General features: G+C 69.5%; 12 protein-coding genes and 2 tRNA genes. 10 read left to right on the plus strand and 4 right to left on the minus strand.

Going from position 1 to position 12278, the window contains the following annotated elements; translation table 11 throughout:
* On the minus strand, positions 1-1582 hold a 1582-nt coding region (locus tag ACILQS_RS12635), incomplete at its 3' end, for a glycoside hydrolase family 13 protein (protein ID WP_395640485.1).
* 56 nt (positions 1583-1638) lie between these two features.
* On the opposite strand from ACILQS_RS12635, the gene ACILQS_RS12640 reads away from it, so the two are divergent.
* On the plus strand, positions 1639-3486 hold the full coding sequence (locus ACILQS_RS12640; protein WP_395640486.1) for a glycoside hydrolase family 13 protein: 1848 nt from the start codon (positions 1639-1641) through the stop codon (positions 3484-3486).
* Here the strand turns inward: ACILQS_RS12640 and ACILQS_RS12645 are convergent.
* Positions 3483-4178, minus strand: coding sequence for an alpha/beta hydrolase (locus ACILQS_RS12645; protein ID WP_395640487.1), 696 nt, complete (start codon positions 4176-4178; stop codon positions 3483-3485). The genes ACILQS_RS12640 and ACILQS_RS12645 overlap by 4 nt on opposite strands.
* Positions 4179-4270: 92 nt before the next feature.
* Here ACILQS_RS12645 and ACILQS_RS12650 point away from each other — a divergent pair, with 92 nt between their 5' ends.
* The 4 genes from ACILQS_RS12650 (at position 4271) to ACILQS_RS12665 (ending at position 5974) form a co-directional block, all read left to right on the plus strand.
* A complete protein-coding gene (locus ACILQS_RS12650) occupies positions 4271-5206 on the plus strand; it encodes an AraC family transcriptional regulator (protein ID WP_395640488.1) in 936 nt (311 codons plus the stop codon).
* 67 nt (positions 5207-5273) lie between these two features.
* Positions 5274-5345, plus strand: a tRNA-Thr gene (locus ACILQS_RS12655).
* A gap of 44 nt (positions 5346-5389) precedes the next feature.
* Positions 5390-5463: transfer RNA gene (locus ACILQS_RS12660), tRNA-Met, on the plus strand.
* An 82-nt stretch (positions 5464-5545) separates the two neighbouring features.
* Complete coding sequence (locus ACILQS_RS12665) at positions 5546-5974, plus strand: hypothetical protein (RefSeq protein ID WP_395640489.1); 429 nt, start codon at positions 5546-5548, stop codon at positions 5972-5974.
* 71 nt (positions 5975-6045) lie between these two features.
* Here ACILQS_RS12665 and ACILQS_RS12670 read toward each other — a convergent pair whose 3' ends face one another.
* Positions 6046-6573 carry a hypothetical protein gene (locus ACILQS_RS12670; RefSeq protein ID WP_395640490.1) on the minus strand — a complete coding sequence of 176 codons (528 nt, stop codon included), beginning with the start codon at positions 6571-6573 and terminating at the stop codon, positions 6046-6048.
* Positions 6574-6720: 147 nt separating this feature from the next.
* Positions 6721-7929: an ROK family protein gene (locus tag ACILQS_RS12675; RefSeq protein WP_395640491.1), complete on the minus strand. Its 1209-nt coding sequence runs from the start codon at positions 7927-7929 to the stop codon at positions 6721-6723.
* 191 nt (positions 7930-8120) lie between these two features.
* On the opposite strand from ACILQS_RS12675, the gene ACILQS_RS12680 reads away from it, so the two are divergent.
* The 5 genes from ACILQS_RS12680 to ACILQS_RS12700 all read left to right on the plus strand — a co-directional run.
* Complete coding sequence (locus ACILQS_RS12680) at positions 8121-8861, plus strand: ATP-binding cassette domain-containing protein (RefSeq protein ID WP_395640492.1); 741 nt, start codon at positions 8121-8123, stop codon at positions 8859-8861.
* Positions 8858-9811: an alpha/beta hydrolase gene (locus ACILQS_RS12685; protein ID WP_395640493.1), complete on the plus strand. Its 954-nt coding sequence runs from the start codon at positions 8858-8860 to the stop codon at positions 9809-9811. The genes ACILQS_RS12680 and ACILQS_RS12685 overlap by 4 nt, the downstream gene beginning before the upstream one ends.
* Positions 9808-10659, plus strand: a complete 852-nt coding sequence (locus ACILQS_RS12690; RefSeq protein WP_395640494.1) for an SGNH/GDSL hydrolase family protein — start codon at positions 9808-9810, stop codon at positions 10657-10659. Before ACILQS_RS12685 ends, ACILQS_RS12690 begins: the two co-directional genes overlap by 4 nt.
* 29 nt (positions 10660-10688) lie before the next feature.
* On the plus strand, positions 10689-11666 hold the full coding sequence (locus ACILQS_RS12695; protein WP_395640495.1) for a sugar ABC transporter substrate-binding protein: 978 nt from the start codon (positions 10689-10691) through the stop codon (positions 11664-11666).
* A gap of 84 nt (positions 11667-11750) precedes the next feature.
* Positions 11751-12278: ABC transporter permease (locus ACILQS_RS12700; protein ID WP_395640496.1), on the plus strand; the 528-nt coding region annotated here is incomplete at its 3' end.

Raw genomic sequence — 12278 nt, forward strand, 5'->3', positions numbered from 1 at the left:
CCGTGAGATCGCCGGAGCGGAACGCGAGCACGTGGTCGGAGGTGTCGAGCCACTCGATCTCCCCGGTCGCCAGGGAGTGCTCCCGCCGGGCGGCGATCGCGGCGACGTAGAGCTCGAGCGTCGAGCCGGGCACCCCGCGCTGCGTGTCGCGGGCGTAGGAGCCCCATGCCTCGGGCTGCGGCAACCAGGTCTCACCCGTCGGGCTGAACCCGGCGGCGGCGGCATCCGCCTCCCACGGGATCGGCACGCGGCACCCGTCGCGGCCGTACAGCTTGCCGCCGGTGCGGTGGAAGGTCGGATCCTGGCGGGCGGCATCCGGAAGCTCCACGACCTCCGGCAGGCCGAGCTCCTCGCCCTGATAGACGTACGCCGAGCCGGGTAACGCCAGCATGAACGCCGTCGCCGCACGGCCGCGCCGCAGGCCGACGACTTCGTCCGGCTTGCGCGGCGAGTCGGGTCCGAGCCCGTCGCCCTGCGGCGGCGGGGGCACCAGCGCGAGGCGGGAGGGATGCCGGATGACGTCGTGGTTGGAGAGCACCCAGGTGCTCGGCGCGCCGACCGCCCCGAACGCCTCCAGGGAGTCGTCGATGATCGCGCGCAACGCCTGCGCCTCCCACGGCGTCTCGAGGTAGCCGAAGTTGAACGCCTGGTGCATCTCGTCCGGCCGCACCCAGTGCGCCATCTTCGACAGCGGCCGCACCCAGGCCTCGGCGATCAGCACGCGGTCGGGGCCGTACTCCTCGAGCACCTTGCGCCAGTCGCGGTAGATGGGATGCACGCCATCCTGCGCCCAGTAGGGCACGTCGGCGGCGTCGCCGCCCATGCTCCCGCCGTCGGGGTCGGGCAGGTAGTCGGGCAGGCCGTCGCTCTTGATCATCCCGTGCGCGACATCCACCCGGAAGCCGTCGACGCCGCGGTCCAGCCAGAACCGCAGCACTTCGCGGAACCGCTCGTGCACCCACGGGTTCGTCCAGTCGAAGTCGGGCTGCGACGAGTCGAACAGGTGCAGGTACCACTGTGCCTTCTGGGGCGCCGCCGCTCCTGCGGCGCCCGCCGCTTCCGCGGGACGAGCGCGGTCGCCCCGCTCCGCTGGCCCATCCGGCACCCGGGTCCAGGCCGGGCCGCCGAAGACCGACTGCCAGTTGTTCGGCGGCAGTTCTCCGTCGGCGCCGCGTCCGTCGCGGAACAGGTAGCGCGCCCGCTCGACCGAGCCGGGGCCGGCGGCGAGCGCCTCCTGGAACCACGGGTGCGCGCTCGACGAGTGATTCGGCACGAGGTCGACGACCACGCGGATGCCGAGGTCGTGCGACCGGGCGAGGAGCGCGTCGAAGTCGGCGAGGGTGCCGAACAGCGGATCGACGTCGCAGTAGTCGGCCACGTCGTACCCGGCGTCGTGCTGCGGCGAGGTCATGAAGGGGGAGAGCCAGACGGCATCCACCCCCAGCTCGGCGAGAGCACCCAGGCGCTGTGTGATGCCGGCGAGGTCGCCGATGCCGTCCCCGTCCGCGTCGGCGAAGCTGCGGGGGTACACCTGGTAGATGACGGCGGTGCGCCACCAGTCGGTCGTCTGCGCGAGGGCCATCCTTCGACCCTAATCGCGGTCACCTGGCCGAAACATCGGCCCGGTAGCGTGCGAGCGTGACCGAGCCCCTGCCCGCCGCGTTGTACGCCGACCCCCACCACGACGGTTCGGCGTTCTACGTGTCGAACCTCGACCCGGATCTCGGGGATGTCGTGCGGGTGCGGGTGCGGGTGCCGAGCGACTGGGGCGCGACCAGGGTGCGGGTGCGCGTGCGCCCCGACGGCGAGCCGTGGTTCGTCGAGGCGACCCGCCGCGGGGGCATGCCGCACGTCGAGTGGTGGGAGGCGACGATCACGGTCGAGAACCCCCTGCACCCCTACCGCTTCCGGCTCGACCGCGGCGACGGCAGCGCGCACTGGCTCAACGCGCGGGGCCTGCACCGGCTCGATCCGCGGGATGCCGACGACTTCCGCCTCGTCGCCGGTGACGTGCCCCCGGCCTGGTCGGCGGGGTCGGTGATGTACCAGGTGTTCCCCGACCGGTTCGCCCGCTCGGCGGCCGCTTCCTCGAGGGAGCTGCCGGAGTGGGCGGAACCCGCCGCCTGGAGCGACCCGGTCGATCCCGACCGCCGCCACACCGCCGCGCAGTTCTACGGCGGAGACCTGGCCGGCGTCGAGGAGAGGCTCGACCACATCCAGGGTCTCGGCGCGGACATCGTCTACCTGACGCCGGTGTTCCCGGCCCGGTCGAACCACCGCTACGACGCCCTGTCGTTCGAGCACGTCGACCCGCTCCTCGGCGGCGACGAGGCACTCGTGTCGCTCGTCGAAGCCGCGCACGCCCGGGGGATGCGGGTGCTCGGCGACCTCACGACGAACCACTGCGGCGACGCGCACGAGTGGTTCCGCGCGGCGTATGGCAACCCGGGCGCTCCGGAGAGCGAGTTCTTCTACTGGCTCGACGAGGAGCAGTTGACCTACGTGTCGTGGCTCGGCGTGCCGAGTCTGCCGAAGTTCAACTGGAACTCCGCCGAGCTGCGCCGCCGGTTCATCGAAGGGCCCGACTCGGTCGTGGCGAAGTGGCTCGGCGCCCCGTTCCACCTCGACGGGTGGCGCATCGACGTCGCCAACATGACCGGCCGGTACCGCACCGACGACCTCAACCCCGAGGTGCGTCGCATCATCCGCCGCACGATGACCGACGTGAATCCCGACACCCTCCTGCTCGGGGAGTTCACCGGGGATGCCGCCGCCGACTTCGCCGGCGACGCCTGGCACGGCGCGATGACGTACGCGAACTTCACCCGCCCCCTATGGAACTGGCTGCGCTCCCCCGGCAGTCCCGCCGGCGGCGGACTGTCGATGATCGTCGGCGAGACGCAGGACTGGGACGGGGCGGATGCCGTCGCCTCGCACCGTGAGTTCGTCGCCGGGTTCCCGTGGCGCGTGCGCACCCGCACGATGAACGCCCTCGACACCCACGACATCCCGCGCTTCGTGAACGACGCGCGCGAGGGCACCGTGCCGGTCGCGGTCGGCCTGGCGATGACGATGCCCGGGCTGCCGGTCATCTGGCAGGGCGACGAGTTCGGCCTCACCGGGTTCGACGGCGAGGACTCCCGCACCCCGCTGCCGTGGGACGCGCTCGAGGCGGCGGCCGACCGCATCGACCTGTACGCGCGCCTCGCCGGGCTGCGCTCGCACGCGGCGCTCGCCGAAGGCGGGCTGCGTTGGCTGCACGCCTCCGCCGAGGCGATCGCGTTCGCGCGCGAGTGCCCGGAAGAGACCCTCGTCGTCGTCGCCACGCGGTCGGCCGGCTCGGTGGATGTCGGGGTCGACCTGGCCGGAGCGGAACTGCTGGTCGCCGAGGGCAACGCGACCGCCGACGGGTCGACGATCACCACGGACGGGGCCGCCTTCGCGGTGTGGGCGGTCGCCCACGCGACCGCCCCCGCGTGGGACTAGCGCCCGGCGGCGTCGATGATCGCGGCGGTGGCCTCCGGCTGCGACAGGAACGGCGAGTGGCCGGTGTCGAGCCGGTGCACCGTCGATCCGGCCCGGCCCGAGAGCGCCTCTTGCGCGAACAGCGGGAAGATCACGTCCTGCTCGGTGATGAGGTAGGTCGACGGGATCGTCTTCCAGGCGACCTCGGTGATCGCCTCGCCGAAGGGCTTCGTGGCCTGCGACTGCAGCCGCGCGACGTTGGCGCTCGCCACGTCGGCCGGCAGGTCGTTGAAGAACAGGCTCTCCGCCGGCTCGGCGTCGTTGCCCGCGGTCGTGAGCGGGCCGTCCACCATCCACCAGCTCGGCGCCTCCCCGCCGACCGCGCCGAGAAGGGACTCGCCCGCGTCGAGCGCGAACGCGGCGATGTAGACGATGTGGACGACGTTCTCCGCTCCCGCCAGCGCCTGGGTCGTCGGCACGCCGCCGTAGGAGTGCGCGACGACCACGACCGGTCCGTCGATGGCGGCCGCGGCATCCGTCACCGCCTGCGCGTCGTCGGCGAGACCGAGCTCGGCCTTGTTCGGCGCGTGCACCGTCGGCAGGTCGATCGCGTGCACGGTGCGGCCCTTTGCCTCGAGCAGCGGGATGACGGCATCCCAGCACCACGCGCCGTGCCAGGCTCCGTGGACGAGAAGAATCGTGGGGTCGGACATGGGGTACTCCTCCTTGAGTGGGTGATGTTTCGCGAGCAGGATAGGCAGCGTCCGGAAACCCGGTCTCTGGCCGGAGGCGAGAATCGATGACGATGAGCGAAGCCCCCGTCGTGCACGCGCGCACGACCGACGTGCCCGAGTCGGAGCGATTCGACTACTTTCGGGATGCCTTGAGCGACGTGTACCTCGGGATCCGCACCGAGTGGTCGGGCCCCGGGGTCTTCGACGCGGCATTCGACTCGTACCCGGTCGACGGCGACGTGCTCGCCCACATGTGGGCGCCGGGACACGTCGGCCGACGCGGCTCCGCACTCGTGAAACAGCGCCCCGATGAGGCCGTCTACCTCAACTTGAGCACCTCGGGTGCGCACGCCGTCTCGCACCTCGACCGCTCCTGGGCGCTCGGGCGCGGGATGCCGATCCTGCTCGACAGCGAGTCGCCGTTCCTCGTCGACTTCGCCGACCGGGCGCGGTTCCGGCTGTTCTCGCTGCGGATTGAGAAACGCGCCGGCTTCGCGCCGTCGCGGGCCGACGTACTGCGCATCAACGAGCAGATCGCGCGCACCGCGACCGGCCGGGCGCTCACCGTTCAGGCTCGGCTGATGTGCGCCGAGATCGAGGCGGGTCGCCCGGAGGTCGCCGCGGCGATGGCCGCGCCGGTGCGGGCGCTGCTCGGGGTGATGGCAGGGGCATCCGTCGAGCCCAGCCGCCGGCTCGACGACCTCAAGGCGGTGGCCCGCACTCGTCTCGCAGCAGCCGACCTCCGCGCCGACGACGTCGCCGTGGCGTTCGGCATCTCGGCACGCACCGTACAGGCCGAGTTCAGTGCAGCCGGCGAGACCTTCGCCGGCTGGTTGCTGGCCGAACGGCTCGACCTCGCGCACGAGCGGCTCAGCGCCGTCGCCTGGCGTGCCCGGTCGATCGCCGAGATCGCGACGGCCTGCGGGTTCCGCGACCCGACGCACTTCCACCGCGTGTTCCGCGGCCGGTTCGGGATGACGCCCGGGGACCTGCGGCCGGGCCGCTGACCACGGCGCGCTGACCCCGGCGCACGGATGCTAAAGTCTCCTGGTGCCTCGGCTCGCTCGAGGTCACGCCCCGATAGCTCAGTGGTAGAGCACTTCCATGGTAAGGAAGGGGTCGTCAGTTCAATCCTGACTCGGGGCTCGGCGCTCTCGCCGGTGCACCAAGCGGCGACGAGGGCAGCCCTTGGCTGAGTAGCTCAGTTGGTTAGAGCGCACGACTCATAATCGTGAGGTCGCGGGATCGTGCCCCGCCTCAGCTACCGATGTCGGGCTTACGAGGGCGGACCCCTGCAGGCTCAAGAGCGGCCTGCGGGAGCGGTGCCTTTGCGCCAGGATGGCCGCATGCGGGTCTACGCTCACTGGCTCATCCGGTTCGGCTGGATCGCCATCTTCGTTCCTCCCGCCCTCGTGTTCGCAGTCATGGCAGCGATCCAACCCTTGGTGCCGAACGCCTGGCTGGCTTTGGTGCAGGCTGCCGGTTTCATTGCGCTCGGGGTGCGTGCTGCGATCGGCGGCGTGCAAGTGACGGAGCACGAGTTCCTCGTGCGCAACTTGTTCTCTACGAAATGCATTCCGCGTACGTCGGTCACGGGTATCGGATCTCTTGGGACCTTTTGGGCGATCGAATGGACGACCGCTGAAGGCAATCCCGCCGCGACCCAGTTGACGATGCTGCCCGGGTTCGGAAGACCGTTCGCGCTTCACTGGCACAACGAGCAGTCGATCGAGAGACTGCGAGACGCACTGTCCGAGACGTTTCCGATTGGGTGAGGGTTCCAGACTCATCCCTGACCCCGGCGTCCCTCCGGTAGCCGGCGTCATCGACGCGTGTCCCGCCTCAGCTACCGATTCGGCATTGATGCTCCGCCGATCTTGCGCCGCTTCAGCTGGTCGCCATTGTCGTCGTTCCTCGCACGATCAGGTGCGTCTGCCGCGGCCCGCACGCGCAGCAGCAGCTGAATCGCGAGAACGAGGGCGACCCACGTCAATACGACGAGAACGAGCCCGAGCCCGAAGAGCGCGCTGAAATCCGGCATCTGAGGAGTAAGTAAAGCGGCGCAGATGGCTGACAAGACGTAAACCCCGCCAAGCGTGATCGCCAACGCCCTTTCGGTTGCCGTTCCGCGAGGATGCCGCGACGCCTTCCAGAGAATCCCGCCGATAGCGATGAGGAAGAGCGCTAGAACGACCTGGAAGACCTCGGCGAAGAGGTAGTTGATCGCGTTGTTCAGCAGCACCATGCGGCGTTCACCTTGCCCGAATGGGCCGCGTGGTCGCGTCATCTCGACATAGATCACGTTGATGGCAAGGAGGATCACCGCAGGAACGATCGCCCAATACACGATGCGTGTCCACGGCGATGGCTTCACGCGACCAAGCTAACCGGGAACGTCGACTGCCGGGTCACGACTGCGGCGGATACGCGAGCGACCTTCCGCCGGGCAGCTCTCGCTGCGTCCCCGAAGCTCAGCTACGGACAGAAAAGCGTGTGCCTGGCGGAGCTCGGGTCGAACGGGTCAGCCCGCCGACACGAACCCCCTATCGGGTACGCGAGGCGCGATCGATTCGGGAAGCCAGCCCTGCGCGCTGAGCCCGAGGGCGACGGCTCCCATCGCCGTGTGGCGGTCATCGAGCTCGCCGAGGACGACGTCGGGAACGGATCGCGCTTGAGGGATGCCCTCCCGCTCGAGAACGTCGCGGATCGCGAGGGTCACCACGCTTCCGGCACGCGCCATCGCCCCGACGATGATGATCCGCTCAGGGGCGAGCAGAAGTGACGCCGTGGCGACGACCTTCCCCACAGTGAGTGCGGCGTCGCTGATGCAACGCTTGGCCCCGGCGTCACCGGCCGCTAGCAAGGCCAGCAGTTCGGCGACCGACTCGACGTCGTGCTGCGGTCTCATCGACGCGAGGATGGCGGGTACCGACGCGAACGTGTCGAGACATCCCCGCTTCCCGCACCGGCAGAGCGGACCCTGGGGATCGATCTCGACATGACCGATCTCACCGGCTCCGCCGCGGACTCCGCTGACCAGCCGGTCGTGGAGGATGATGCCGGCACCGATCCCGCTGTGGAACTTGATGGTGATGGTGTTCGCCACGCCGGTGCCCGCGCCGAAGGTGTGTTCGCCGAGCGCGGCGAGGTTCGCATCGTTCTCGATGATCACCGGCAGGCCCAAGGCGGCCTCGAAGTCTCCCGCATCCGATTCCGACCATCCCGGGAGGATGGAGGATCCGACGACCCGCTGGTGCTGAGTGTCGACGGGTCCCGGGATGGCGACTCCTGCGGTGGCCGGCATCGGGACGCCGGCTCGACCGACCACCTCGTCGATCAGGCCTTTGGCGACACTCAGTCCCCGCTCGGCGTCGTAGTCGACGGGCAGCGCGGCCCGGCCGCTGGCGAGAGGGCGTCCGGCGACGTCGGCGACCAGCGCGCGCACCGTGCGAAAGCCGAAATCGACGCCGACGGTGGTCGAGAGCGAGGGCTCGAAGGCCAGCGCCCGGCTCTTCGGGCCGGTGCGTCGCTCTTCGGAGCGAACGATTTCGGTCTCGATCAGCACACGCTCGGACCCGAGGGTCTGGGCGACCTCGGTCACCGTCGACGGAGCGAGCCCGGTGGCGCGTGCGAGTTGGGCCCGCGTCAAGGGCCCGTGGCTGCGGATCGCGCTCAGGATGCGGTGTCGAGCCGACCCGTCGGGTCCCGCGACGGTACGGAAGGTGGCCACACCGGAACGGTAGTCGCAGACCTGAAGGTTCGTCAACCGAATGATTCGGACTGGACACCCCAACATCCCGATGTTGACTATTCGGTGGGCGAATGATTACTGTGTGACAGCCGCGCCGAGGAGCGAGGCACTGCGAATCCCGATGGAGCGACGATGCGGTCACACCCCTCTCATGACGCCAGGCGGCCCTCATGACGGCCGGCACCCCGGCTCTCGAGCTCCGCGCTGTGACCAAGACCTTCGGGCACGTGACCGCGCTCGACCAGGTCGATCTCGAAGCCCACGCCGGCGAGATCCTCGCCGTGGTCGGCGACAACGGCGCCGGCAAGTCGAGTCTCATCCGCGCGATCAGCGGGGTGTACCGACCCGACAGCGGCAGCATCAAGGTCGACGGCGCGGAAATGCACTTTCAGATGCCGACCGACGCCCGCACGGCCGGAATCGCCACCGTGTTCCAGGATCTGGCCCTCGTCGAAGTGCTCGATGTCGCGACCAACATGTTCCTCGGCCAGATCCCCCGCCGGGGGCCCTTCGCCGATCGCAAGCGGATGGAGCGGGAGTCGCGGGCGTTCCTCGACGAGCTCAAGGTCACCGTCTCGTCGGTCAGGTCGGAAGTGGGCATGCTCTCCGGGGGGCAGCGCCAGATGATCGCGATCGCCCGAGCCCTGCGCACGGGCGGACGCATCGTCCTGCTCGACGAACCCACCGCAGCTCTCGGAGTGCGCGAGACCGCGCAAGCGGCCGAGATGATCGCCGGTGTGAAGGAGCGCGGCAACGCCGTGATCATCGTCAGCCACGACATGGGCCTCGTCTTCGAACTCGCCGACCGCATCCAGGTGATGCGACTGGGCCGCGTCGCGGGCGTTCGCGCGACCGCTGAGACCTCGCGCGACGAGATCATCGGACTGATCACCGGATCGATCGTCGAGTGAGCGCGACCCGCTCCGGCGTGGCACCGGACATCCTCGCGCTCCTCGACGCGACCTCGACCACGACCGACTCCCGGCCCGGACAGGGGAGTGTCTCGATCGCTCGGGCTCGCCAGCAGCATGAGGATGATGCCGCCCGCTTCTCACCGCCATCGCGGCGTGCCGAGGTCGGTTCGGTCACCGACATCCTCATTCCCTCCGCGGCCGCCCCGATCGCGGCTCGCATCTACCGCCCGGTCGCCGAGCCGGTGGGCGCCTTGCTGTGGATTCACGGTGGCGGCTGGGTGACCGGCAGCATCGAGACGGCGGATGCGATCGCCCGCGCCCTCTGCGCCCGGTGCGGGCTCAGCGTGGTCTCGACCTCCTATCGGCTCGCTCCGGAGTACCCCTTCCCCCACGGGCTCGACGACGTTCGCTCCGCTACCGAGTGGATGCTGACGAATCGGGCTCAGCTCGGCGGCGCCTCAACGCCGGTGCTCGTCGGGGGTGATAGCGCGGGCGGCAATCTGGCGGCAGTTGTCGCTCGTGACTTCGGTCGAGAGGCGATCACGGGGCAGGTGCTCGTGTATCCCGTGGTCGCCCTCGATCAGCCGCAGGACGCCTTCCCCTCGCGGGTGGTGAACGGGTCCGGCTTCTACGTCGAGTGGAGCGACGTGGCCTGGGCCATCGAGAAGTACGTGCTCCCGACCGAGCGCGGCGATCACCGGGTGTCTCCGCTCAACGCGGACGCCGCGGGGAGCCCTCCGGCCGTGATCGTGGTGGCCGGCTTCGACCCTCTGCGTGACGAGGGGGTCGCGTTCGCGAACCTGCTCACGCGTGCCGGCGTCGAGGTGGAACTCCTGGAGTTCCCCGCTCTCGTTCACGGTGCCTTCGACATGACGGGCAGAGCGCCCTCGGCCGAGGCCGCCCTGTCGGTGCTGGCGTCGGCGATCGACGGGCTGGTGGCGCGATGAGTGTCGAGTCCGAATCGCAGACCGCCCGGGCTCGCCTGATCGCTCAGTTCTTCCACCTCGAGAAACTTCCGATGTTGGCACGTGCCGGACTCCGGGCCGCCGATCTCCTCGAGATCTCGGCGCGCATCGCCGACGCGTCACCGGAGGCGCTGCGGGAACAGCGCGAACTGCTCGAGCGCGAAGCGGCCACCTGTGCGGACGAGCTGCTCGCCGACGCGGAGTTCGCCGCGGGCGTGCGTCGATTGCCCTTCCGACACGGCGATGTCATCGTCGCCGTGGGCGACTCGATCACCGATGACGCCACCTCGTGGGCGCACATCCTCGATCGCGTCCTGGCGACGGCGGTGCCGGGAGTCGTCGTGCGCAATCACGGCATCACGGGGAATACCACCGGTGAGGTGCTGCATCGGCTCGACCTGATCGCGCGGGAGCGGCCGAACTGGGTGATCCAGATGATCGGGACCAACGACGCACGTCGTCACGGGGCGCTGCGCACGATGACCACGAGCCCGCAGGAGACCGCCCGCAACCTCGGCGTGCTGGCGAGGTTCGTGCGCGTCGAGCTCGCAGCCCGACACGTCGTGATGACGCCACCACCGACCATCGACGAATGGGTGACCCAGTGGGCGCCCTTCGATGTCGAGGCGATCACCTGGTACGCCGAGGACGTGCAGGTCATCGCGGATCTCGTGCTCGCCGAATCGGCAGAAGCGATCGACCTCCACGCGGCCTTCCGCCGCGCCGCCGAGACCACGCTTCTGCTGCCCGACGGAGTGCATCCCAACGCGGTCGGCCAACGGCTCATCGTCCGGACGCTCGTCGATTCCCTGAACTCCATCCATCCCTGAATACCCATCGCAACGACAGAGAGGTCACCATGCACACCACCCAACGCACCATCACCCTGGGGGCGCTCGCGCTCTCGGCACTCCTCGCCCTGAGCGCCTGCGGGGCGGTCTCCGGCGGATCGACGGACGACGGTCAGAGCGGCTCCACCGAACTGCGCGAGGTCGCGACCGTGACGTACGTCAACCCGGCCCCGTTCTACCCCGCCTTCGACACCGTCGCCCAGTGCCTCATCGAGGAGGGCGAGTCCTTCGGCTGGAAGGTCAACGTCGTCGGAACGGCGGGGAGCGCGGTCGACAACCAGGGTGCGATCGACCTGATCTCGCAGGCGATCACCAACGGAACTGACGCGCTCGTCGTGTTCCCGACGATTCCGGAACTCTTCACGCCGGTCATCAAGCAGGCGCGCGATGCCGGCATCTACGTGGTCGCGCAGAACGCCGGCGACCCGAGCACCGGTCAGCAGACCCAGGTCGGCACCGATGCCTACGAGCTCGGCCAGATCATCGCTGAGGGCCTCGGGTCGACCGTGCCGGATGCCCAGGTCGGCGTGCTCTCCGGCTCGGCGAGTACGACGCCGCACGTGCAGGAGCTCACGGGCTTCGAGGACTACGCCGCGGACAACTTCCCCGGGATGACGGTCGTCGCGAGCGAGTACAACAACGGCGATGCCACGAAGTCCCCGGAGATCTGGTCGAACATGCTGACCGCGCACCCTGAGATCACGGCGCTGTTCGCCATTCAGGGCACCGATGTCGCCGCCGCCATCACCGCCATCGCGGAACGCGGACTCACCGGCAAGGTGCAGGTGGTCGCCGCCGACCTGACTCCGGATCACCGGGCTGCGATCGAGGCGGGCACCCTGCTCGGCGTCGGCGAGCAGGGTTGGTGCGAGGCCGGGACGAAGTCGGCCGACGCGATCAAGGATCTGTCGGAGGGCAAGGACGTGCCCGAGACGATCCCGACCACCAGCACCTGGTACACGAAGGACAACCTCCCCGCGGAGTGAGTCGTCGGCGCCGGCGGGGTCCCGCCCGCGCCTCCTCTCGTCAACCGACCGCCGAGTGGATCTCGTGCAGGAAGCAGTCAGCACATGAAAGGCATCCTTCGCCGTGTGGGCGCAGGGCAGCAGCTGGGCCTGATCGTGATCATCATCACGCTCATGGCGGTGGCCAGCATCATCAATCCGATCGCCTTGAACCCCGGAAACCTGGTCGAGATCCTGCGGTCGTCGTCGATCTACTTCATCGGAGCGAGTGCGGCGACGTTGCTCATCGTGGGCGGCGGGCTCGATCTCTCGATCGGATCCGTGTTCGCGGTCGGTGGGGTCACCGCCGGCTTCGTGATGAACGCGGGCGCCCCGTGGCCGCTCGCGATCCTGGCCGGGGTGGCCATGAGCGCAGTCCTGGGCGCCGTGAACGCACTGCTGATCGTCGGGGTGAAGATCCCGCCGTTCATCGCCACGCTCTCGATGCTGTTCATCGCCAGCGGCCTGGTCATCGTGACCACTTCGGGAACCCCTCGGTTCGGCTTCCCGGCGGGGTTCACCGACGTCGCGCAGCTCAATCTGTTCGGTGTCCCCCTGCTGGTGTACTACGCCGTGCTCATCGGCATCGTCGCG

The organism is Pseudolysinimonas sp. (assembly GCF_044239695.1).
Lineage (GTDB): Bacteria > Actinomycetota > Actinomycetes > Actinomycetales > Microbacteriaceae > Pseudolysinimonas_A.